Here is a 22,538-nt window from a genome sequence, read left to right as displayed (position 1 = left end):
CCATGCTCAAAAACGAAGAGCTTTGGCGTCATAAAACAGCCTGATTATTTATGCTGGACACCACAGTCACTTGTTATGCCATTCGGTTCGTTTTCAACGTTTAATAGTATGTTTTGTATTTCTATGGCGTTCTCTACCTTTCAAAGAAAGGCTGTGATCAGGGTATGCATCTTTCTGGTAGTAAGAACTAAACAACGTGTTAATGTACTTGAAAATCTCTACGATAATCTCCTCAAACATGCGTTCTGTTATATATACCGTATCACCTTCTTTAAACCATTTTAAAATCTTTGCCTTACCACAATTTTTATCTGAAGCTTTCCCTCTACAGTGAAGAATGTCATTCCTAATCAACCGTATGTCGCCAAAAATATCAGATTTCAGATCTGATTTTTTAATCCCAACAGCATCTGCAAACAGTCCTCTATACTGATTTTCCCAGTATTCGTAGATCATAGCAGTGCTGAATTTAGATACGTAATTTGTATTTCGACCGTTTTTAATATTTCGTTCTTTTATTTCTTTTTGAGTACATTCATGAAGAATTATTGCCTCTGGATCAGTTGGAGCTCCGTTTGCATAGGTCATAGTCGCAACGTCTAATTTTGCAACTGTTGTGTTATACTTTTTTGCGGCCAGTTCTTGTTGCGATTGCAATTGTTTCAAATAAATAGAATAACCTTGCGTTGTATCTATAAAGAAGCCATAAATGTCATGTAGAATGCCAATAAATTCATCTGATACAGATTTTGTGTAAGCATAATCTTTCATCTGAATTTCGCCTTTCCGACTTTGTAAACTTCAATGCTCCCGCAGAAGAGTATTGTCGCCTTCGCTAACAGTCTGTTAATGAGGTCTCCGACCTTATAATAATTATTATCGGGTATACCTTTTAATTCTCAAATAAATTCATAAGCGATTGATAAATAAAGCTTAATTCTCAGAAAACGGATAAAAAGGTATTTTTTCTCAACAGAGAGGCGCTCTGCGGGTACTGCTCGTAAAGGCAGCCATGAAGGCATGAGATAAAAGCATAGGCGGGTTGAAACCATCCCTGATACTCCTTCATTTCGTGCTGACTGCATCCGTGCTTTCAACGAACCGGCACGGTACTCCCTGTCATCCATTCACAACACTATAGCCGGCGGAATCCGAGCTGACTACCTGTGGGTGCTAAGAAGGTTGCTCGCTATCAAGAGGCAGGTACCGAAACAGTGGGTTGAGCTGATTCAGGAGATGCGTCTGACACTCAAGTGGACCGCCAGCGGGTCAGCGCTACGAGCCCCCCCACCATGGACGACCACCTGACATCGCTTACACCGGAAGCCCGTTTACTCCACGGTTTCCAACGCATCCGGATAGTGTTGCTCAAGCAGCTCGTTCACAACCGCCAGGTTTTGGCCGAGCATTTTCAGCCCCAGCAGGCGTGTACGGCTGAACTTCGCGTCCTTGGGTACGAGGCGCAGAATATAGGCCGTGCGTTTACCCTGGTGCACATTCTCGGACTTGTGAAAGAAGGCATTGCAGAAAAGCAGCGCATCACCGGCATCGAGTGAAGGGGTTACTTTTATCCGCTCCAGGTAGTCGTACTCCTGCGGCGTGATTTGAAACGGGACGTGTTCCGGCACCGACGGGTCAACGATCCGTACCAGAGAGTGCAGCTGGTTCGCTTCGCGGATCAGCGATAACCGAACCGCCCCCTCCTCCATCACGATGGATAGCTGCCCGGAGCCTTCCTCCTGGACAGGTGTCAGTGGAATCCAGACCGTGAGCATGTCTTCCGGGTGCTCCATAAAACCGATGGAGTCAAAGTCGGTGTGGAACGGGAAGCCTTGATCGCTTGGTGTTTTCTCCAGGTAGAGGTCGGCCAGAATGCGGTAATCGGGTAACAGTTCCTCGATGGTCTCAACGATATTGAGTTCCTCATCACGGAACACCATCGGGCCATAAATGGCCTTGTTATAGATGTCGGCATACCAGGTCTCGCCATTTGGCATGGCGTCCAGTTTGGCCACCAGCTTCTGGCGTGTTTCTTCACTGAGAAGGCCGCGTATTATCTCACCATGGTGCGGCGAAATATTCTTCAAGAAATCAGGTCGCGCCGGCATGTGACCTCCCGTGTGTAGGCGGTGAACGTAAAGCTGACAGCCGAAACCACGCCAAGCACGATAGGAACCTCATGCGGTGCTTCAGCTGCCCCGTTTTCACTTTGACTTTGCGTGTTGGCGGTTGTTCCTGCAAATCAGACCAGCCACTCTGCTGCCATACTGAACACAACAGCAGGGGTTCGCTGAACGCGACGCCCTGCATTTGAAATGGTTATCAAAAGAGATGAATCAACACGATCAGTACATGGCCGACTTTATGGCCATCTTTCAATCGCTTGAACGCTGGGGGCCGGGGTCTGATGAGGATTCGCTCAGAGCATTGGAACAGGTGCCCGTAACCCCGACTCAGGTAGCGGATATCGGCTGTGGCAAGGGATTCGCCACCACGCTGCTGGCCGAGCATACCCGGGCGCAGATTATGGCGGTCGATAATGAAACGGGGGCACTGGATCAGTTGAATCAGCGCCTGAACGCTCTCGGGCTTGAGGATCGCGTCAGGACCACATGTGCGAGCATGACGGAGCTGCCCTTCCCGCCCGGCCATTTTGACCTGATATGGGCAGAAGCATCAGCCTACATCATGGGTGTCGAGAAGGCGCTGACAAGCTGGAAAACACTGCTGCAGCCACAGGGCTGTATGGTGATCAGTGACCTGGTGTGGCTGACCGATAGCCCCAGCCCGGCAGCGGTTGACTTCTGGCAGCAGGAATACCCCGATATGCAGACGGTTGCGGCACGGAAACGACAAATGCAGCAGACAGGATATCAGGTGATTGATCACTTCCCTCTTAGCCAGCAGGCATGGGTGAATTATTACGAGCCCCTGAAGGCGCGCGTGAATGCGTTAAAACCGCAAATGGCGGGCTCTCAGGCACTGGCAGATTGTGAGCGGGAGATTGCGCTCTATGAGCAGCACCTGGGGGAGTTTGGTTACGAGATGTTTATCCTGCAGCTGTAATGCTTTTGATACAATAGCGGCTCTATTCATCAAGATCAGCGAGAGAGATCATGGCCACCGCATCCGCCGTGCACATACTGGTAAAAACCGAAAAAGAGGCGCTGGATATTCTGGACCAGCTTAAGCGCGGCAAGAAGTTCGATGCGCTGGCAAAGCGCCATTCCATCTGCCCCTCCGGCAAGCGTGGCGGCGATCTGGGCGAGTTTCGCCGCGGCGATATGGTGAAAGCCTTTGATGACGTGGTGTTCAAGCGCCCCCTGTACAAGGTGCATGGGCCGATCAAAACCCGCTTTGGCTATCACCTGATCAAAACGCTGTATCGAAACCCCTGATAGCACTCCTGCTCGCTCTGCCTGTGCAAGTCACACCTGCCGCGGGGTAATGAACTCTCAGGTTATATGGACCTGACCGCTGAAGCCGCAGATATGGGCAACGTCTGCCAGGCTGGCATGTTTATCTTCCCGCAGAATCCGTATCGCCTGTGTGATCCTCAGGATGCGCTGATAGTGTTTAGGGGTCAGCGCTGCACGCTGGCAGCATCCTACTCCCGCACCAGAATCCGCAGCGCCACGCCTGCTGCGGCGGTGCGGTTCTCGACGCCCAGTGCGGGGTAGACCTGTTCCAGGTGCTTGTTCACCGTGCGCGGGCTCATGCCCAGAATCTCGCCGATCTCCTTGTTGGTCTTGCCGTTGGCAATCCAGTAGAGCACTTCGGCGGCGCGTGCGGTCAGATCCAGCTGATGCTGAAGCAGCACCGGGCCCGTGCCCCGCTGCTCGTCCACCAGCTTGAACAGGTAATCACCGTTGCTTTGATGGCTGAGCAGGCGCACCGACAGGGCATAATCCAGTCCTTTCAATGCCAGCTGGTCGTTCACGGCGGGCGCGCGGCGCAGCCAGTCGGCCAGTTGCGGCCTTAATGATGTCTCGATCCACAGCTCGTTGGCGTTGGCGCGCGAGAGCAGCGCATGGGTTTGCGGCGTGGCCCATTGCAGCAGGCCATCCGGCGCCACCGTCAGCAGGTGCTGCCCGGTGGTATCCAGCGCCGAGTGCGCACTCTGGGTCAGACGCGCGTTGTTCAGGTGTACCCTCATCCGTGCCAGCAGTTCGCTGGGATTGATCGGCTTGGTGAGGTAGTCCACGCCGCCCACATCCAGCCCGCGCACCACGTTCTCGGTTTCGGTCAGGCCGGTCATGAAGATCACCGGGATGGCGCAGAGGGCCGGATCCTGCTTGAGCGCTTCACAGGTGGCAAAGCCATCCATGTGCGGCATGACGGCATCCAGCAGAATGATATCCGGCTGCATGCGAGCGGCGATGCTGAGTGCCTGCCGCCCTTCCAGCGCCACCAGCACATCCATCCCCGCCTCTTCCAGCGCATCGTTGATCAGGCTGAGGGCATCGGGTGAGTCGTCCACCACCAGCACCAAATCGCGTTTTATGGCGTCTTCGGTCATTCCATTCGCTCCAGATACTTGGCCAGTTGGCCGAACTGCATGCGTTCGGCCAGTTGCTGCATGTAGCGCATGACGGCGTCATCCAGGGGGCCGGCCTGTTCCAGTTGCTGCATCGCTTCACGCACACCGCGCCGGTAGCCGATTTCGGCGCAGCCTTTCAGCTCGCGCAGCAACGGATGATCCGGCAGTGGGTTGTCAGGCTCGGCCTGAGTGGCAGTCACTTCAGCCGCAGGGGCTGCAGCGGCGGGCTGAACTGCGGGCAACCCAGCCTCCCGCTGCCAGTCCAGCTTCAGGTAGTGGCCGACCCGCTCAAGCAAGAGATGGTTGCTGATCGGTTTGACCAGGTAGTCGTCGTAGACGGCCTCGGCCGCTGGCTGTCGCCGCTGCTCCTGCACATCGGCAGACAGCATTAAAATCGGCACCTGATGCCCGCGGCTGCGCAGCTCCGAGGCCAGTGTCAGACCGTCCATGCCCGGCATGGAGATATCCAGCAGGAACAGGTCCGGCTGCGCACCCTCCACCAGCTTCAGGCAGGCTTCGGCGTCATGTGCTTCCAGAATGCGGAAGCCCAGCGGCATCAACAGATCAGACAGCAGCCCGCGCAGTATGGGGTCGTCATCGACGATACAGATCTGCTGTTGCCGCCCGCGGTAGCCCCGAATCGGTTTCTGTGGCTCTATGCGCGCCTGCTCTCCATCCACCCAGGGCAGCATCAGGGAGACACGGAAACAGCTTCCCTTGCCCGGTGTGCTTTCCACCTGCAGGTCTCCGCCCATGATATCGGTGAGAAGCTTGACGATAGTCAGCCCAAGCCCGGTGCCCGGCAGGTTGGGTGTGTCGGCGGTGCGTACCCGCTCGAAGGGGTCGAAGATCCGTTCCAGATGCGCGGCCTCAATCCCGATGCCCGTATCTTCGATACAGAACTCTGCCACCTGGTTGCGGTAGCGGATGCGGAAATGCACCTCCCCTGACGGGGTGTATTTGACCGCGTTGGAGAGCAGATTGATCAGGATCTGGCGCAGCCGTTTTTCGTCCGTCATCACCACGGCGGGCAGCCGGTCGGGCAACTCGCTGATAAAGCGCACCCGTTTCTGAGCGGCCTGAAAGCTGAACATCTGCTCCAGCTGGGTGATCAACTCCGGCAGAGCCACGGCGCCCCGGTTCAGCTCCAGCCGCCCGGCTTCGATGCGGGAGATATCCAGCAGACCCTCGATCAGGTCCGCCAGATATTGGCCGCTGCGATGGATGATCTTCAGCCCTTCCTGATCGCTGCGCGCCAGGTTGTCGCGCCCCTGCATGAGCTGGGCGTAGCCGATAATAGACTGCAGCGGCGTCCTCAGTTCGTGGCTGATGCCGGTCATGTAGCGGCTTTTCGCCTCACTGGCCCGTTCGGCCAGCTCCTTGGCCGCCTGCAGTTCGCGGTCGGTTTCCTCGTGCGCCTCGATCTCCTGCAGCAGTTTACGGGTCTGGCGGTTGGACTCCTGCTGCGCCACCACACGGCTCTCGTGTGCCAGCAGGAACAGCCAGGCCACCACACCCGATACGATCAACAGAATGAAGAACAGCGCCCAGAGCGCCTGCCCCAGCAGCGCAGCCCCTTCGGGCGTACCCGGGTCCATCTGGCGATATACCACCGCCAGCAGGCCGGCCAGCAGCAGGTTGATGCTCAGCAGAATGCCGAGAAAACGCCCCAGCCGTGAGTTGATCTTCTGTGCCAGCCGCCGCGGGAAGAACAGGTGCAGAAAGTCCACCATCTGACGTGAAAAGCGGGCATGCGGCTTACAGCTATCAAGACAGCGCGCGTCCAGCGAGCAGCACAGGGAACAGATGGCCAGATCATAGGCGGGACAAAAACTCAGGTCTTCGACCTCGAACAGGTTTTCGCACACACCGCACTGGCGCTGCTCGGCCGGGTTGGTGGTGATCCGCTCCAGCTCGGTATCACTGCGGGCGCGGTAGAAGCGCCCGCGGGTCAGCACGGCCAGCAGCGGCATCATCACGAAACAGCTGCCCAGACTGATGAAATGGCTGAGGGTGCGTGCTTCCTCCCCCATCACGCCCAGATACGCCAGCAGACCAGTCAGAACGGCCGTGGCCATGGAGCCGACCCCGACCGGGTTGACGTCATACAGCCGCGCGCGCTTGAACTCCACGCCCGGCGGGCTCAGCCCCAGTGGCTTGTTGATCATCAGTTCGGCCGATACCGACCCCAGCCAGCTCACGGCCACGATGGCAAAGACACCCAGAATCGCTTCCAGCGCTTCGTAGATGCCAAGCTCCATCAGAATCAGCGCGATCACCACATTGAACACCAGCCAGACCACGCGACCGGGGTGGCTGTGGGTCAGGCGGGAAAAGAAGTTGGACCAGGCGATGGAGCCGGCATAGGCGTTGGTCACGTTGATCTTCATCTGGGAGATGATCACCATCACGCCCGCCAGCAGCAGCGCCAGCCCGTCCGAGTGGGTCAGGTAGCCAAATACCCGCTGATACATCAGGGTCGGGTCGGTCGCCACCGCGAATGCCGCGCCTTCGGTCATGGCGATGTAGGCCAGAAAGGAGCCCAGCAGCATTTTGATCATGCCGATCAACACCCAGCCGGGGCCCGCCAGCACCAGCCAGAACCACCAGCGTTTGCGATTCGCCGCTGTCTTCTCGGGCATGAAGCGAAGATAGTCCACCTGCTCGCCGATCTGCGCCACCATGGCAAAAAACACGGACGCCGCCGCACCGAACACCACCAGGTTGAACGAGTCACCCGCCTCAACGCCGGCCGGAGTAAAACCGGTCCAGCCGGTGTAGGCCGCCGATTCATGCACGATGACCACCCCCAGTGCGCTCACCTGCAGAATCAGCCAGAGCGGCTGGGTGCCGAGCTGGAAGCGGCTGATCGCCGTGATGCCGTGGGTTACGATGGGAATTACCGCCAGTGCGCTGAGCAGATAACCCAGCGCCAGTGGAATGCCGAACAAGGCCCTCAGGGCCGCGGCCAGAATCGCCGCCTCGATGGCGAAGAAGATAAAGGTGAAACTGGCATAGATCAGCGAGGTGATGGTCGAGCCCAGATAACCAAAGCCCGCGCCGCGTGTGAGTAGATCGATATCCAGCCCGTTGCGGGCAGCATGGTAGACAATGGGCAACCCGGTCACAAAGAACAGGGTGCAGACCACCAGCATGGCGATCAGGGTGTTGGTAAAGCCATAGGTCAGGGTGACGGCCGCCGCAATGCTTTCCAGCGCCAGAAACGCGGTGGCACCCAGAGCGGTCATGGCCACCCGCTCGATGCTCATCTTGCGCCCCTGACGGGCGGTAAAGCGCAGGGCGTAATCTTCCAGTGTCTGGTCCGCCACCCACTTGTTGTAGCGCCGGCGAACCTTATAGATCCGTTGGGATGCACCCATATTGACTGCTCTGCCTCACAAAACGCACCCTAATAGAGCACGCACACCTGCTCCCGGGAAAGACGCACCACAATCGGGCACTCCCGTCTGATAAAGCGGCCTGACAAGGCCGTGGCAGAGAGTCATTAGCAGTATATGTGCCAGTACGGCAGATCAGCGGTAGTGAATCGGGCAGCTCGAGAAAACCACGGGGCGATGGGCCGCCACGCGTACACCCAGACGTTCGCCGTTGGGATAGCGTTTCAGTCCCTGCTCCATCACTTCCACTTCGCGGCCGTTCTCCAGCCGCACGCGGTAGGCGGTAAGGTTGCCCTGAAATTCGGAGCTGAGGATTTCCCCCGGCACTCCGCCTTCACGGCTCAGGTAGAGATCGCCCGGACGCAGGAAAAGCTGAACATCGCAGCCGGCGTCGACGCCCAGCGGCTCGGCAAATTCCAGTGCACCCAGCTCTGTCTCGACGGCAAGACCTTCATTTACTCGGCCGTTGAACAGCTCGCCCTTGCCCACAAAGGCGGCGACCTCGGGGCTGACGGGCTGGTAATACAGGTCTTCCGGGGTGCCCCACTGCTGTACGCGACCGGCAGACAGAATGCCGATGCTGTCACTGATGGTGAACGCTTCCTGCTGGTCATGGGTCACCATGATGGCGGCGATGCCACGGCGCTTGAGGATGTCGCGCACTTCCTGCGAGAGCTGGCGACGCAGGTCCGTATCCAGATTGGAGAAAGGCTCGTCCATCAGCAGCAGGCGCGGATTGGGTGCCAGTGCGCGAGCCAGGGCCACACGCTGCTGCTGGCCGCCGGACAGTTCGTGCGGGTAGCGTTCGCTCAGATCCGGCAGTTCTACAAGCTCAAGCACTTCGCTGACCCGCTGGCGTTTTTCCTGACGGCTCAGGCCATTCAGGCCAAAGGCGATGTTGTCGGCGATGCTCAGGTGCGGAAAGAGCGCATAGTCCTGAAACACCATGCCCATGCCGCGCTTTTCCGGCGGGACTACGTGACTGGCGTCACTGATGGTCTGCTCGCCCAACATGATGGTGCCGTCCTGAGGCGTGATGAAACCGGCGATGGCGCGCAGTACGGTGGTCTTGCCGCAGCCACTGGGGCCCAACAAACAGGCGATCTCCCCTTCGGCGATGGCGAGGTTGACCCCTGCCAGCACTGTCTGGGATTGATACGCACATTTGAGACCTTCAATACTGAGCAAAGCTGCCATGCTGTCCTCGGGACGAAAGAATTGCGGGCGACTATGATAATTGAAAACGATTCTCAGATCATCCAAGAGATGCCCGAAAACGGTGCCAATCAAACGCGGGGCCGGGGTCGGTCTTGCGTCCCGGTGCAATATGCTCATGGCCGGTAATCCGCTCCGGCGTCAGACCGGGGTAATACGCCAGCAGCGCACGGGTCACCGCTGACAGCACCTGGTACTGCGCATCGGTATAGGGGGTGTCATCCGTGCCTTCCAGTTCGATGCCGATGGCAAAGTCGTTACAGGCTTCACGCCCGTCAAAGCAGGACTGCCCGGCATGCCAGGCGCGGCGATCAAAGGGCACGAACTGAATCATTCGTCCGTCCCGTTCGATCAGCAGGTGTGCCGATACCTCCATGCCCTCGATTTCACGAAAGAAGGGGTGCGCCTCGGGATCAAGCCGGTTGGTAAACAGCTCGGCCACATGGCCTCCGCCAAACTGCCCCGGTGGCAGGCTGATGTTGTGAATCACCAGCAGCGAGACTTCACCTTCGGGCCGCTCGTTGCAGTTGGGAGATGGCACGTATTCGGCTTCGCGAATGCGGTGCTGTTCAATCTGAATGCTGAGGTGCTGCGGCATACTATCGTGGGTCGATTTCCGTTAAAATGCGCGCTCCATAGTACATCAAAGGGACAGGCCCGCCATCATGCTGACGCTGACCGAACTCAAACCGATCGTGGAAGAAAACGTGCGCACCGCACTGGACGAGGATGTGGGCAACGGCGATATCACCGCCGAGCTGATTCCGGCCAGCGACCACAAGCGTGCCCGCGTGATTTCACGCCAGACGGCTGTTGTCTGCGGACAGGCCTGGGTAGACGAGGTATTCCGCCAGGTCGACCCCAGTGTGAAGGTCCAGTGGCTGGTGAAGGATGGCGATCTGGTTGAGCGCGATCAGGTGCTGTTCCGTCTGGAAGGTTCGGCCCGTTCCCTGCTGACCGGTGAGCGTGCGGCGTTGAACTTACTGCAGACCCTGTCCGGTACCGCCACCCTGAGCCATGAGTACGCCCAGCGCGTTGCCGATACCCCCGTCACGCTGCTCGATACACGCAAGACCATCCCGGGCCTGCGCATGGCCCAGAAGTACGCCGTCAGCTGCGGTGGCTGCTCCAACCACCGTATCGGCCTGTATGACGCCTTCCTGATCAAGGAAAACCACATCATGGCCTGTGGCGGCATTGAGCAGGCCATTGCAACGGCGCGCAAGAATCATCCGGGCAAGCCGGTGGAGATCGAGGTCGAAACCGAGGAACAGCTTGAGCGTGCACTGGTCGCCGGTGCCGATATCGTGATGCTGGACAACTTCAGCCCGGAACGCATGGTCGCTGCCGTGAAGCAGACCGCCGGCCGCGCCAAACTGGAAGCCTCCGGCAACATCACCGACGAAACCCTGATGGACTACGCCAACACCGGCGTCGATTACATCTCCATCGGCGCACTGACCAAGCACTGCCGCGCGGTGGATCTGTCCATGCGGATTATTGAAGACTGAAGTTTGCTGGTGGAACGGATTAGCGTGGGAGGCCAGTCCACTGGACTGGCCGATCTAACTAATCACCACCACGCCGAAATGGCCGCAACACCCTGCGCCCCGTGCGCACGCGCTGAAGCAAGATCCTCTTCGCCCAGCCCGCCCAGAGCGTAGACCGGCAGGGTGGCTTCCGACACCCACTCCGCAAATTGCTTCCAACCCAGTACCGGTGCTCCCGGGTGCGAGGCCGTGGCCTGCACGGGTGATAGCGTAATGAAGTCGACACCCTTCTCTTGTGCCATTCGGATCTGCTCCGGGCTGTGGCAGGATGCACTGAGCCAGCGGCCATTGAAGGCGCTGCGTTCAGTCAGGGCTTCAAGGCGCTCAGATGTCAGGTGCAGGTGCTCCGCCCCCAGCGCATTGGCCTGCTCCACTGAGGTATTCACCCCCAGACAGGCCCCCTGCTGCTGACACAGAGGCAGCAACTGCCGGTAGAGCGTGGCAAAGTCGGCGTCCTTGAGCGTCTTGGCCCTCAACATCAGGTGACGAATACCGCCCTCCAGCGCCGAGCGCACACGCACCTCATAGTCCGTGGGGTCAGCTGCCTCTCCGGTGATCAGCAGCCGTTCCGGCAGCTGTGCCGCCGCCACGATCGGCGCATTGGCCGCCGGGAAAGCATAATCGTCGAGGGCTTCCGGCGCGACCCAGCGCACCGGTTGGCCTTCGGCCCCATGCGCCTCACCCTCAAAGCCATCCACTTCCCATACATCCAGCAACACGGATTTATCGGGATAGTGGTGAGGAATCAGGATCAACGGGCGGGACGAGGTGACTTGGATGCCCAGCTCCTCCTGCAGTTCACGGGCCAGCGCGTCGGCCACCGGTTCACCCGGCTCGACCTTGCCACCCGGAAACTCCCAGAGGCCGCCCTGGTGCTTATCGTCAGGGCGGCGGGCAATCAAAATACGACCGCGGCGGTCACGAATGACGGCCGCGGCAACATGGATCAATTTGGACATATCAGTGTGAACAGATCAGCTGCGGTAGTCCGCGTTGATGCTGACGTAATCGTGTGACAGGTCGGTGGTCCAGACACGCTCGGTGACCTGACCGCGGTTGAGCACCACACGGATCAGGATCTCTTCGCCATCCATGACCGCCTGCCCGGCTTCTTCGGTATAGCTGGCAGCTCGACCACCGTTCTCGACGATGCAGATATCGTTCAGGTAGATCTGCAGTGCATCCAGATCCAGGTTGTCGATGCCGGCACGGCCAACACAGGCCAGGATACGGCCCCAGTTCGGGTCACAGGCAAAGAGTGCGGTTTTCACCAGCGGCGAATGGGCGATGGTGTAGGCCACATCCAGTGCTTCCGGACTGGTGCCGGCTGATTCGACGCGGACTTCGACAAACTTGGTCGCACCCTCACCGTCTCGCACGATTGCCTGAGCCAAATCGAGCATGACGCGCTCGAGTGCTTCGGTGAAGAGCGCTGCCAACTCGTAGTCGGAGCCGTCGATACGCACGCCGCTGGCACCGGTGGCCACCAGCATGCAGGAATCGTTGGTGGAGGTATCGCCATCCACGGTGATGCGATTGAAGGACTTGTCCGCCACCTTGCTCAGCCACTGCTGCAGCAGTTCCTGTGGAATCTCAGCATCGGTCGCCACGTAACCCAGCATGGTCGCCATGTTGGGCATGATCATGCCGGAGCCTTTGGAGATACCGGTCAGGGTGATGGTCTTGCCCTGGTATTCGATCTTCTCACTGGCGGCCTTGGGACGAGTGTCAGTTGTCATGATGCCCCAGGCGGCCTGGTCCCAGTTGTCCTCGGACAGGTCAGCCTTGGCGGCATCCAGCGCGTTGACGATCTTTTCGACCGGCAGCGGCTCGCCGATCACACCGGTGGAAAACGGCAGTACCGCTTCAACCGGCACACGGCAACGCTCGGCTACGGCTTCACAGCAGGCCATGGCATCTTTCATGCCCTGCTCACCGGTGCCTGCGTTGGCATTACCGGTGTTAGTCAGCAGGTAGCGTGCAGGCGAGGTGGCCAGATTCTGCTTGCAGATGCGTACCGGCGCGGCACAGAAGGCGTTCAGCGTGAACACACCGGCAACGGCGCTGCCTTCGGCCAGTTCCATCAGAACCACATCACGTCGGCCCGGCTTTTTGATCCCCGCCGACGCGATCCCCAGCCGAAAACCTGAAACCGGATGTAATGGGGGCAAAGTACCCGGACCTACTGCCATGATGCTGTTTTCCTTTCGTTCAAATGTAAGGTTTAACTGATTTTGCCGTGGCAATGCTTGTATTTCTTGCCCGAGCCACAGGGGCAAGGATCGTTGCGACCGACCTTCGGGGTCTGACGCTTGAACGGCTCGGCATTCTCCGCCTGCTCACCCTGCTCGGCCTCGGCAGTGCCTTCTTCGCCCATGCCACTGGTCTGGGCATGCTCGAAGTTCATTTTCTGGCGTTCTGCCTGCGCGCGGCGCTCTTCTTCCATGCGTTCCACTTCTTCAGGCTGACGGACCTGCACGTGGCTCAGGATACGCACAACATCGCGCTTGATGTTTTCCAGCAGGTCCTGAAACAGGCTGAACGCTTCGCGCTTGTATTCCTGCTTGGGGTTCTTCTGCGCATAACCGCGCAGGTGGATCCCCTGACGCAGCAGATCCATGGTCTGCAGATGCTCTTTCCAGAGGGTATCCAGTACCTGCAGCATCACCTGCTTCTCAAAGGTACGCAGGGTTTCAGCACCGGCCGCGTCTTCCTTGGCCTGGTAGGCCGCCAGAATCTCGCCACGGATCTTCTCGCGCAGCGTTTCTTCGTGCAGGCTGTCGTCTTCATCCAGCCACTGCTGAACCGGCAGCTTCAAGGCGAACTCGCTTTCCAGCGCCTTCTCCAGTGCCGGCACATCCCACATCTCTTCCAGGCTCTGCGGCGGAATATGCTCGCTGATGGTGCTCTCGATCACTTCGTCACGCACGGAGGCAATGGTCTCGGAGATATCATCCGCTGCCATCACTTCGTTACGCTGATCGTAAATCACGCTACGCTGATCGTTGGCGACATCGTCATACTCGAGCAATGTCTTACGAATATCGAAGTTACGGCCTTCTACCTTGCGCTGCGCCTTTTCGATCGCGTTGGTCACCATCTTGTGCTCGATGGCTTCGCCCTTCTCCATGCCCAGAGCCTGCATGAACTGACGCACGCGCTCGGAAGCGAAGATACGCATCAGGTCATCTTCCAGTGACAGGAAGAAGCGTGAAGAACCCGGGTCACCCTGACGACCGGCACGGCCACGCAGCTGGTTATCGATACGGCGGGATTCGTGACGCTCGGTACCGATGATGTGCAGACCACCGGCCTCGATCACCTTGTCGTGACGCTCGCGCCATTCACGCACTGCTTCGTCCACTTCCGCCTGACTGCTGTCGGCAGACATGGCTTCCAGCTCGGCTTCCAGCTTGCCGCCCAGCTTGATGTCGGTACCACGGCCCGCCATGTTGGTGGCGATGGTGATCGCACCGGGGCGACCCGCTTCAGCGATGATTTCCGCTTCGCGGCCGTGATTCTTGGCGTTCAGTACGTTATGCGGAATTTTTTCCTTGTTCAGCAGCGCTGCCAGCAGCTCGGAAGACTCCACGGAGGCGGTACCCACCAGAACCGGACGGTTGTGCTCACGGCAGTAACGGATCTCCTTGACGATCGCCTGATACTTCTCCTCCATAGTGAGGAAGATGATGTCGTTGTAGTCCTTACGCTGAATCGGGCGGTTGGTCGGAATCACCACCACGTCGAGGCCGTAGATCTGGCGCAGCTCGAACGCTTCGGTATCAGCGGTACCGGTCATGCCGGACAGCTTTTCGTACAGGCGGAAATAGTTCTGGAAGGTGGTGGATGCCAGAGTCTGGCTTTCCATCTGGATCTGAACGCCTTCCTTCGCTTCCACCGCCTGATGCAGACCTTCGGACCAGCGACGACCCGGCATGATACGGCCGGTGTGTTCATCAACGATCACGATCTGACCGTTCTGAATGATGTAGTCCTTGTCACGCTGGAACAGGTAATGGGCGCGCAAACCGGCCAGCACATGGTGCAGCAGGTTCAGGTTCTGCGGCGCATAGAGGCTCTCGCCTTCTTCCAGCATGCCGTGTTCGATCAGCAGGTCTTCCACCAGCTGGTGACCAGCTTCGGTCAGCTCAACCGTGCGGTTTTTCTCGTCGACCACAAAGTGCTCATCGATCACCTGCTCGGGATCCTTCGGATCGATCTCGCCATGGAACTGCTGCAGGCTCGGGATCAGCTGGTTGATCTTGTGGTAGGTGGCGGAGCTGTCTTCAGCCGGACCGGAGATGATCAACGGAGTACGTGCTTCGTCGATCAGGATGGAGTCGACCTCATCCACCACGGCAAAGTGGAAATCGCGCTGCACCTTGTCGTTGATGCTGAACGCCATGTTGTCGCGCAGGTAATCAAACCCGAACTCGTTGTTGGTGCCGTAGGTGATGTCCGAGGCATAGGCCGCGCGCTTGGACTCGGGATCCTGACCGGAGAACACCACGCCCACGCTCAGCCCCAGTGATTCATACAGGGGACGCATCCAGTCGGCGTCACGCTGGGCCAGATAGTCGTTCACGGTTACCACGTGCACACCCTTGGCCGGCAGCGCATTGAGGTAAACCGCCAGTGTCGCCACCAGTGTCTTACCTTCACCGGTCTTCATCTCGGCGACCTTGCCGTCATGCAGCACCATGCCACCGATCAACTGGACATCGAAGTGACGCATGCCCATCACGCGCTTGGACGCTTCACGAACGGCAGCAAAGGCTTCGGGCAGCAGTTTGTCGAGTGATTCCCCCTGTTCAAGCCGTTCACGGAACTCGGCAGTTTTCCCCTTCAGCTCGTCATCCGACAGGGCCTCAAAGGCACTTTCCATTTCGTTGATCTGCTTGACGACCTTACCCAGTCGTTTCAGCTCACGATCGTTTTTACTTCCCAGAATCTTCTTGAACAGTGAGGTCAGCATAATTCGACTTTTAACCGGTTGAATGCAAAGGATGGTCGCCTCAGGTGGCGGGAATCCCTTGCCAGAAAAATGAATACAACATTCTACCTGTATTGGGGCGAATAATTGAATGTCAATGAGGCAGAAATTTGACCTGAGGCGGGGCTGGGGCATATCGGACCCATATAACGAAAAAAGCCAGCTTTTCAGCTGGCTTTCAACGCAGATCGGATCAAACGGCCGCGACCGGACGGTGGTAGGAAATCGGCACTTCCTCTGACTGCTCGTCAAAGGTCACCACTTCCCAGGCATCTTCCTCGGCCAGCAATTTGCGCAACAGCGTGTTGTTCAGGTAATGGCCCGACTTGTAGCCGTAGAACTCGCCGATCAGGCTCTTGCCCAGCAGGTACAAGTCACCCACGGCATCCAGAATCTTGTGCTTCACGAATTCGTCTTCGTAGCGCAGGCCGTCGTCGTTCAGGATCTTGTAGTCATCCACGACGATGGCATTCTCAAAGCTGCCACCCAGCGCCAGGTTCTGAGAACGCAGGTACTCGATATCGCGCATGAAACCGAAGGTACGCGCACGGCTCACTTCCTTCACGAAAGAGGTGCTGGAGAAGTCCAGAACCGCTTCCATGTTGCGGCCTTCAAACGCCGGATGATCAAACTCGATGCAGAAACCGACCTTGAAACCGTTGAACGGCTTGAAGGTGGCGGTTTTGCCTTCGTGGCTGACAGAGACTTCACGCTTGATGCGGATGAACTGCTTGGGCGCTTCCTGTTCCGCAATGCCGGCTGACTGCACCAGGAAAACGAACGGCGCGGCACTGCCGTCCATGATCGGCACTTCTTCAGCACTCAATTCGATGTACGCATTGTCGATGCCAAGGCCCGCCAGCGCGGACAGCAGATGCTCAACCGTCGCGACGCGAACGCCGTCCAGGGTCAGGTTGGTCGACAGTGTTGTATCGGACACATAGTCCGCACGTGCCTCAATCTCGAACACCGGGTCCAGATCTACACGTCGGAAAACAATGCCGGTATTGATCGGCGCCGGCTTGAGGGTCAGGTACACCTTCTGACCGGTGTGAAGCCCGATACCTGTTGCCTTGATGCTGTTCTTAAGAGTGCGCTGTTTGATCATCCGCTATGCCAACCTGAAACGTGCAAAAAATATCATGGCATTGTAACAAGTATTTGACACCTGCTTCAATCCGCTATCCACCCTGCCGGTGCCGTCAGTCAGCCTGACGGCGCAGGAAGGTCGGAATATCCAGACTGCCATAATCGTCATCACGACCTGTCTGCTCAGACGACTTGTCCTGGCGCGGCTTGTCGACCAGTGCTTCTTCACGCTGGCGGCGCAGAATGGTCGGCAGTTCGATATCGTCCAGGTTCATGGCGCTGTCTTTCTGCGGCTCAGATTTTTCCTGAGCACGCCCCTCAACCACGGACATGCCCTGGCTGCGCGCACGGTCCAGACCGGTTGCAACCACGGTCACCTTGATCTCTTCGCCCAGTGTCGGGTCGATCACGGTGCCCACGACGATGGTGGCGTCTTCGTCCGCATACTGCTCAACAATGTTACCCACTTCGGAGAACTCACCCAGGCTCAGGTCTTCACCGGCCGCGATGTTCACCAGAATACCGCTGGCACCGCGCAGGTCGATGTCCTCCAGCAGCGGGCTCTTGATGGCCGCTTCAGCCGCTTCCTCGGCACGGTTGTCACCCTTGGCAACGGCACTGCCCATCATCGCCATGCCCATTTCGGACATCACGGTGCGCACGTCGGCAAAGTCCACGTTGATCATGCCCGGACGGGTAATCAGATCTGCGATCCCCTGCACGGCGCCCTTGAGCACGTCGTTGGCCGCACTGAAGGCATTGACCAGGCTGCAGTTCTTGCCCAGTACCTGCATCAGCTTTTCATTCGGGATGATGATCAGGGAATCAACCGCCTCGCGCAGCTCGGAAATGCCCTCTTCGGCAATTTTCATGCGCTTGCGCCCCTCGAACGGGAACGGGCGGGTGACGACCGCTACGGTCAGAATGCCCATTTCACGCGCCACCTCGGCCACGATCGGGGCAGCACCGGTACCGGTACCCCCGCCCATGCCGGCGGTGATGAACACCATGTCCGCGCCGGACAGGCTTTCCGCAATACGCTCACGATCCTCAATCGCGGCCTGGCGACCGATGGTCGGGTTGGCGCCCGCCCCCAGTCCCTTGGTCAGGTCCCCCCCGATGTGCAGAGCGGTACGGGCCGCATTACGGCTCAACGCCTGAGCATCGGTGTTGGCACAGATGAATTCCACGCCTTCGACCTCGCGGTCCACCATGTATTGCACGGCGTTGCCGCCGCCTCCGCCCACGCCAATCACCTTGATCAGGGCGCTCTGAGTTACACTCTCGACCAGTTCAAACATATTTTCCTCCTCTCCGGACGCCTGCCACTACCTTCCGGCGTACCGGCGACTAACTATCAGTTGAGTTTGTCAGAAGTTGCCCTGCAACCACTCCTTGAATCGTTTTAAATATTCCGCCGGTTTAATACGCTCCCGACGGGGTTCTTCCAGTGCAACCAGCTCTTTTGATGAAGCTTCAGCTGCAATCGGTGCCATCGGCACCTCATGGTCCTGACGTGCGTAGTGCAGCAACCCGATGCTGGTGGCATAGATGGGGTTGCTCAACTGCGCTTCCATTCCGCGAATACCCTGCGGCTTGGCCAGCCGAACCGGCATGTGGAAAATCTCCTCAGCCAGCTCAACAGCGCCTTCCATCTTGGCGGTGCCACCGGTCAACACGATGCCCGCAGCAACCAGGTCCTCAAACCCGCTGCGACGCAGTTCGGCCTGAACCAGCGTGAACAGCTCATCGTAACGCGGTTCAACCACCTCAGCCAGCGCCTGTCGCGACAGGTCTCGGGCCGGGCGGTCACCCACGCTGGGTACCTTGATCATCTCGTCTGCTCGCGCCAGCTGGGCCAGCGCACAGGCGTATTTGATCTTGATCTGTTCCGCATGCTGGCTCGGCGTCCGCAGCGCCATGGCGATATCGTTGGTGACCTGATCGCCCGCGATGGGTATCACCGCCGTATGTCGGATGGAGCCACCGGTAAAGACAGCGATATCCGTGGTGCCACCGCCGATATCGACGATGCAGACACCCAGGTCCTTCTCGTCATCGGTCAGCACCGAGAAGCTGGACGCCAGCTGTTCCAGCACCACGGCATCCACTTCCAGACCACAGCGGCGGATGCACTTTTCGATGTTCTGGATCGCATTGGTAGCACCTGTCACCAGGTGCACCTTGGCTTCCAGTCGCACACCGGACATGCCCAGCGGCTCCTTGATGCCTTCCTGGTTATCGATCAGATACTCCTGCGGCAAAATGTGCAGGATTTTCTGGTCGGCCGGGATCGCCACAGCGCGCGCAGCGTCGATCACCCGCTCCAGGTCATACTCCGAGACTTCACGGTCACGCACGGCCACGATGCCGTGTGAGTTCAGGCTATTGATGTGGCTGCCCGCGATACCCACGGTAACGCCGTGCACCTTGCAGCCTGCCATGAGCTCGGCTTCTTCCACCGCGCGCTGGATGGAGCTGACCGTGGATTCGATGTTGACCACCACACCACGCTTCAGCCCACGGGACGGGTGTGACCCGACCCCCACAATCTCGATGGTGCCCTGCGGCGTCAGTTCCCCGACCAGGCACACCACCTTTGAGGTACCGATATCGAGTGCAACGATCATGTTGCCTGCCATATCGTCATTAACCTGCATGCTCTTGTCCTGTCTCTGCGCGCCAGCTAACGGCAACGCCATTGGTATAACGAATATCGACCTGCTCTATGCGTGCGGCATCCGCCGCCAGACGCGTGCGATAAATCTGCAAAAAGCGTTTCAGGCGCGGCACCAGCTGCTCCCGGCCCGCGACGACACGAATGCCGTTATCCAGCTCCAGTGTCCAGGCCCCGCGCGTTTCCAGCATCAAACCGGTCAGGCGCAAGCCTGCAGCCGAAAACATCCGGTTCAGGTCATGAAACTGCTGCATGATGCGAACGGTTTCATGTGCCGGCCCGCTCAGCCGCGGCAGGCTGGCATACTCGGGCTTCAGCCTTGGCCAGAAAATATCGCCCTGATGATTCAGAAGGCCCTTGTCACCCCAGCGGGCCACCGGCACTTCCTCCTCCAGCTCGACTTCCAGCGCCGGCGGCCATTCACGGCGCAGCCGGGCACTGTGAATCCAGGGATCTTCCACCAGTTCACGCTGCAAACCGGCCAGATCCAGTTCAAGCAGAGGCCGGTTCAGCCCTGCCGCTACCCGTTCGGCCACCGCCACCTTGTCCAGATGACGCGTGGCACCGGCTACCCGAACTTCCGCCACCGGACGGTTAAGCCAGCGCCAAAACTCCATCGCCATGGAGCTGCCAATGCCCAGAAATACGACGAGCAGCGTCAGTACCACTACGGTGTTCCAGTAGCGGTCCAATCCTTGCGGATTCATGTCGCTGCTCATGTTCATGTTCAGCCCTCAACCGTCGCCAGAATGCGCAGCACCAGGTCTTCAAACGAAAGCCCTGATTCACGTGCCGCCATTGGGACCAGACTGTGGTCCGTCATGCCCGGTGCCGTATTCACTTCCAGCAACTGGAACTGACCATTGGCATCCATCATGGCGTCAACCCGACCCCAGCCACGGCAGCCCGCCACCTGAAACGCCTGCAGAGCCAAGCCCTGCAGGGTTTCGGTCTGACGCTCCGTCAGGCCGGTATCAAAGTGATAGTGCGTATCACCGGCCTGATACTTGGCGTCGAAGTCATAAAAATCATGCGGTGTCTCCAGTCGAATTACCGGCAACGCCCGATCATCCAGCAAGGAAATGGTGAACTCGGGGCCGTTAACCCACTGCTCTGCCAGTACCGAACTGTCATACTCGCGTGCCGCACGATAGGCCGACTCCAGCTCTTCCAGGTTGCGTACCTTGCTCATGCCGATGCTGGAACCTTCATGCGCCGGCTTCACCATCATCGGGTAGCCCAGTCGCTGCTCGACACCTTTCAGGTCCACAGTGTCATCCAGGACCGCAAAGGCGGGTGTCGGCAAACCGGCCCCCTGCCAGAGCTGCTTGCAGCGCAGCTTGTCCATGCCCAGCGCTGAGGCAGCCACACCGCTGCCGGTGTAGGGCTTGCCCATCATTTCCAGCACGCCCTGAATGGTGCCGTCTTCACCGCCACGGCCGTGAAGGATCAGGAAAGCCCGGTCAAACTGCGCTTCCAGAAGCTGTGCAATCGGCTCCTTGCCGTCTGCCCCCAGATCAATCGCAAAAGCATCCACGCCGGCACTGAGCAGGCCCTTCAACACCTGTGCACCGCTGCGCAGCGAGATTTCGCGCTCGGCGGAGGTACCGCCCATGATGACGGCCACGCGGCCAAAAGCGGTCGGTTGCATTGAGTTACTCATCGCCCGCCTCCTCTGCAGCACGCAGCAACGACGTATTTTTCAGTGTGTGCGCCAGCGTGGTGATATTGCCGGCACCCTGCGTCAGCAGAAGGTCGCCGGGCTGCAGCACGTTGCGCAGAATATCTGCCACCTGCTCGGGCCCCTCGACAAAGACCGGCTCCACTCCGCGCTGACGAATGCTGCGACACATGCTGCGTGCATCAGCCCCCGGGATCGGCTCTTCACCGGCCGGATAGACCTCCATCAACAGCAGCAGATCGACCTCCGACAGCACCTGCACGAAGTCTTCATACAGATCACGCGTGCGGGTGTAGCGGTGCGGCTGATGAATCATGACCAGACGCCGCTCCGGCCAGCCTTCACGCACCGCCTTGATTACGGCCTGCACTTCGGTCGGGTGGTGACCGTAGTCATCCACCAGCGTCACGCTGCCACCGTCTACCGGCAGCTCACCCAGCACCTGGAAGCGACGGCCTACGCCCTCGAATTTTTCCAGTGCGCGCTCAATGGCGCGATCATCAATCCCTTCATCCGATGCCACGGCGATACAGGCCAGCGCATTGAGCACGTTGTGACGGCCCGGCATGTTGAGGCAGACACTCAAAGTGCTCTGCTGCCCGGGACGCTCCACCTTGAAGCAGGTTTTCATGCCGTTCTGTTCAACGTCGACCGCGCGGTAATCAGCACCTTCATGGAAGCCGTAGGTCACTACCGGTCGGCTGACCTCCGGCAGGATCTCGCGAACCACCGGATCATCAGTACAGAGCACGGCCAGACCGTAAAACGGCAGGTTGTGCAGGAAGTTGACGAAGGTCTGCTTCAACTTGCCGAAATCGCCACCGTAGGTATCCATGTGGTCGGCATCGATATTGGTCACGATTGCGACCATCGGCTGCAGATGCAGGAAGGAAGCATCGCTCTCGTCAGCCTCTGCCACCAGGTAGCGGCTGCCACCGAGCTGCGCGTTGGTACCGGCGCTGTTCAGGCGGCCACCGATCACGAAGGTGGGGTCCAGATCCGCTTCAGCCATGATGGAGGCCATCAGGCTGGTCGTCGTTGTTTTGCCATGAGTGCCGGCAACCGCGATGCCGTGACGGTAGCGCATCAGCTCTGCCAGCATCTCGGCGCGGCGTACCACCGGGGTACGGTTTTCCCGTGCCGCTGCCACTTCAGGGTTGTCCTGCTTGACCGCAGTTGAAGTCACCACCACATCCGCACGTGCAACGTTGGCTTCGGCATGGCCGATAAAGATCTCGGCACCCAGCGACTCAAGACGATCCGTCGTCGCCGAGGGGCGGATGTCGGAGCCGGAGATGTCATACCCCTGGTTCAGCAGCACTTCGGCGATGCCACACATGCCAACGCCGCCGATTCCGACGAAATGGATACGGCGAATACGGCGCATCTCCGGCA

At 58.8% G+C, this 22,538-nt stretch carries 18 protein-coding genes; 3 read left to right on the top strand and 15 right to left on the bottom strand.

The genetic code is table 11. The features are described from left to right. Positions 1 to 93: 93 nt before the first annotated feature. Both H9C73_RS02275 and H9C73_RS02270 read right to left on the bottom strand, forming a co-directional pair. Positions 94 to 771, bottom strand: coding sequence for a hypothetical protein (locus tag H9C73_RS02275; RefSeq protein ID WP_209286160.1), 678 nt, complete (start codon positions 769 to 771; stop codon positions 94 to 96). 560 nt (positions 772 to 1,331) lie between these two features. Then, positions 1,332 to 2,108, bottom strand: a complete 777-nt coding sequence (locus H9C73_RS02270) for a phytanoyl-CoA dioxygenase family protein (RefSeq protein WP_209286159.1) — start codon at positions 2,106 to 2,108, stop codon at positions 1,332 to 1,334. Positions 2,109 to 2,331: 223 nt separating this feature from the next. Between H9C73_RS02270 and H9C73_RS02265 the strand changes: the two genes are divergently transcribed. Beyond that, a complete protein-coding gene (locus H9C73_RS02265; RefSeq protein WP_209286158.1) occupies positions 2,332 to 3,066 on the top strand; it encodes a class I SAM-dependent methyltransferase in 735 nt (244 codons plus the stop codon). 50 nt (positions 3,067 to 3,116) lie between these two features. Further along, on the top strand, positions 3,117 to 3,398 hold the full coding sequence (gene ppiC, locus H9C73_RS02260) for a peptidylprolyl isomerase PpiC (protein ID WP_236014030.1): 282 nt from the start codon (positions 3,117 to 3,119) through the stop codon (positions 3,396 to 3,398). 209 nt (positions 3,399 to 3,607) lie between these two features. On the opposite strand, the gene H9C73_RS02255 is transcribed toward ppiC, so the two are convergent. The 4 genes from H9C73_RS02255 to ampD form a co-directional block, all read right to left on the bottom strand. Next, a complete protein-coding gene (locus tag H9C73_RS02255; RefSeq protein WP_209286157.1) occupies positions 3,608 to 4,519 on the bottom strand; it encodes a response regulator in 912 nt (303 codons plus the stop codon). Continuing rightward, positions 4,516 to 7,920, bottom strand: coding sequence for a hybrid sensor histidine kinase/response regulator (locus H9C73_RS02250; RefSeq protein ID WP_209286156.1), 3,405 nt, complete (start codon positions 7,918 to 7,920; stop codon positions 4,516 to 4,518). Before H9C73_RS02250 ends, H9C73_RS02255 begins: the two co-directional genes overlap by 4 nt. 153 nt (positions 7,921 to 8,073) lie before the next feature. Continuing rightward, complete coding sequence (locus tag H9C73_RS02245) at positions 8,074 to 9,135, bottom strand: ABC transporter ATP-binding protein (RefSeq protein ID WP_209286155.1); 1,062 nt, start codon at positions 9,133 to 9,135, stop codon at positions 8,074 to 8,076. 58 nt (positions 9,136 to 9,193) lie between these two features. Beyond that, positions 9,194 to 9,751, bottom strand: a complete 558-nt coding sequence (gene ampD / locus H9C73_RS02240; RefSeq protein ID WP_209286154.1) for a 1,6-anhydro-N-acetylmuramyl-L-alanine amidase AmpD — start codon at positions 9,749 to 9,751, stop codon at positions 9,194 to 9,196. A 67-nt stretch (positions 9,752 to 9,818) separates the two neighbouring features. Between ampD and nadC the strand changes: the two genes are divergently transcribed. Next, positions 9,819 to 10,664, top strand: coding sequence for a carboxylating nicotinate-nucleotide diphosphorylase (gene nadC, locus H9C73_RS02235; RefSeq protein ID WP_209286153.1), 846 nt, complete (start codon positions 9,819 to 9,821; stop codon positions 10,662 to 10,664). 62 nt (positions 10,665 to 10,726) lie between these two features. Here nadC and H9C73_RS02230 read toward each other — a convergent pair whose 3' ends face one another. The 9 genes from H9C73_RS02230 to murC form a co-directional block, all read right to left on the bottom strand. Beyond that, positions 10,727 to 11,662, bottom strand: coding sequence for a Nudix family hydrolase (locus H9C73_RS02230; protein WP_209286152.1), 936 nt, complete (start codon positions 11,660 to 11,662; stop codon positions 10,727 to 10,729). A 15-nt stretch (positions 11,663 to 11,677) separates the two neighbouring features. Beyond that, entirely contained in the window at positions 11,678 to 12,895 is a 1,218-nt protein-coding gene (gene argJ / locus H9C73_RS02225) for a bifunctional glutamate N-acetyltransferase/amino-acid acetyltransferase ArgJ (protein WP_209286151.1), read from the bottom strand. 32 nt (positions 12,896 to 12,927) lie between these two features. Further along, positions 12,928 to 15,678 carry a preprotein translocase subunit SecA gene (gene secA, locus H9C73_RS02220; protein ID WP_209286150.1) on the bottom strand — a complete coding sequence of 917 codons (2,751 nt, stop codon included), beginning with the start codon at positions 15,676 to 15,678 and terminating at the stop codon, positions 12,928 to 12,930. A gap of 211 nt (positions 15,679 to 15,889) precedes the next feature. Beyond that, positions 15,890 to 16,804, bottom strand: coding sequence for a UDP-3-O-acyl-N-acetylglucosamine deacetylase (gene lpxC / locus H9C73_RS02215; protein WP_209286149.1), 915 nt, complete (start codon positions 16,802 to 16,804; stop codon positions 15,890 to 15,892). Positions 16,805 to 16,898: 94 nt separating this feature from the next. Beyond that, entirely contained in the window at positions 16,899 to 18,086 is a 1,188-nt protein-coding gene (ftsZ, locus tag H9C73_RS02210) for a cell division protein FtsZ (protein WP_209286148.1), read from the bottom strand. A 69-nt stretch (positions 18,087 to 18,155) separates the two neighbouring features. Next, positions 18,156 to 19,445, bottom strand: a complete 1,290-nt coding sequence (gene ftsA, locus H9C73_RS02205) for a cell division protein FtsA (RefSeq protein ID WP_209286147.1) — start codon at positions 19,443 to 19,445, stop codon at positions 18,156 to 18,158. Continuing rightward, entirely contained in the window at positions 19,435 to 20,169 is a 735-nt protein-coding gene (locus tag H9C73_RS02200; protein WP_236014029.1) for a cell division protein FtsQ/DivIB, read from the bottom strand. Before H9C73_RS02200 ends, ftsA begins: the two co-directional genes overlap by 11 nt. A 20-nt stretch (positions 20,170 to 20,189) precedes the next feature. After that, on the bottom strand, positions 20,190 to 21,125 hold the full coding sequence (locus H9C73_RS02195; RefSeq protein ID WP_236014028.1) for a D-alanine--D-alanine ligase: 936 nt from the start codon (positions 21,123 to 21,125) through the stop codon (positions 20,190 to 20,192). Further along, entirely contained in the window at positions 21,118 to 22,530 is a 1,413-nt protein-coding gene (gene murC, locus H9C73_RS02190) for a UDP-N-acetylmuramate--L-alanine ligase (protein ID WP_236014039.1), read from the bottom strand. Before murC ends, H9C73_RS02195 begins: the two co-directional genes overlap by 8 nt. Between the last annotated feature and the right edge of the window lie 8 nt (positions 22,531 to 22,538).

The organism is Marinobacterium alkalitolerans (assembly GCF_017776525.1).
Taxonomy (GTDB): domain Bacteria; phylum Pseudomonadota; class Gammaproteobacteria; order Pseudomonadales; family Balneatricaceae; genus Marinobacterium; species Marinobacterium alkalitolerans.
This window is presented reverse-complemented; position numbering and strand designations above follow the sequence as displayed.

What these genes read in the sequence shown, in the direction of transcription:
- ftsA (WP_209286147.1), bottom strand. Translation starts at nt 19,445, where the DNA reads ATGCAGGTTAATGACGATATGGCAGGCAACATGATCGTTGCACTCGAT.
- argJ (WP_209286151.1), bottom strand. Translation starts at nt 12,895, where the DNA reads ATGGCAGTAGGTCCGGGTACTTTGCCCCCATTACATCCGGTTTCAGGT.
- H9C73_RS02250 (WP_209286156.1), bottom strand. Translation starts at nt 7,920, where the DNA reads ATGGGTGCATCCCAACGGATCTATAAGGTTCGCCGGCGCTACAACAAG.
- H9C73_RS02255 (WP_209286157.1), bottom strand. Translation starts at nt 4,519, where the DNA reads ATGACCGAAGACGCCATAAAACGCGATTTGGTGCTGGTGGTGGACGAC.
- H9C73_RS02195 (WP_236014028.1), bottom strand. Translation starts at nt 21,125, where the DNA reads ATGAGTAACTCAATGCAACCGACCGCTTTTGGCCGCGTGGCCGTCATC.
- secA (WP_209286150.1), bottom strand. Translation starts at nt 15,678, where the DNA reads ATGCTGACCTCACTGTTCAAGAAGATTCTGGGAAGTAAAAACGATCGT.
- ampD (WP_209286154.1), bottom strand. Translation starts at nt 9,751, where the DNA reads ATGCCGCAGCACCTCAGCATTCAGATTGAACAGCACCGCATTCGCGAA.
- murC (WP_236014039.1), bottom strand. Translation starts at nt 22,530, where the DNA reads ATGCGCCGTATTCGCCGTATCCATTTCGTCGGAATCGGCGGCGTTGGC.
- H9C73_RS02265 (WP_209286158.1), top strand. Translation starts at nt 2,332, where the DNA reads ATGAATCAACACGATCAGTACATGGCCGACTTTATGGCCATCTTTCAA.
- H9C73_RS02275 (WP_209286160.1), bottom strand. Translation starts at nt 771, where the DNA reads ATGAAAGATTATGCTTACACAAAATCTGTATCAGATGAATTTATTGGC.
- ftsZ (WP_209286148.1), bottom strand. Translation starts at nt 18,086, where the DNA reads ATGTTTGAACTGGTCGAGAGTGTAACTCAGAGCGCCCTGATCAAGGTG.
- H9C73_RS02200 (WP_236014029.1), bottom strand. Translation starts at nt 20,169, where the DNA reads ATGAATCCGCAAGGATTGGACCGCTACTGGAACACCGTAGTGGTACTG.
- lpxC (WP_209286149.1), bottom strand. Translation starts at nt 16,804, where the DNA reads ATGATCAAACAGCGCACTCTTAAGAACAGCATCAAGGCAACAGGTATC.
- H9C73_RS02270 (WP_209286159.1), bottom strand. Translation starts at nt 2,108, where the DNA reads ATGCCGGCGCGACCTGATTTCTTGAAGAATATTTCGCCGCACCATGGT.
- nadC (WP_209286153.1), top strand. Translation starts at nt 9,819, where the DNA reads ATGCTGACGCTGACCGAACTCAAACCGATCGTGGAAGAAAACGTGCGC.
- H9C73_RS02245 (WP_209286155.1), bottom strand. Translation starts at nt 9,135, where the DNA reads ATGGCAGCTTTGCTCAGTATTGAAGGTCTCAAATGTGCGTATCAATCC.
- H9C73_RS02230 (WP_209286152.1), bottom strand. Translation starts at nt 11,662, where the DNA reads ATGTCCAAATTGATCCATGTTGCCGCGGCCGTCATTCGTGACCGCCGC.
- ppiC (WP_236014030.1), top strand. Translation starts at nt 3,117, where the DNA reads ATGGCCACCGCATCCGCCGTGCACATACTGGTAAAAACCGAAAAAGAG.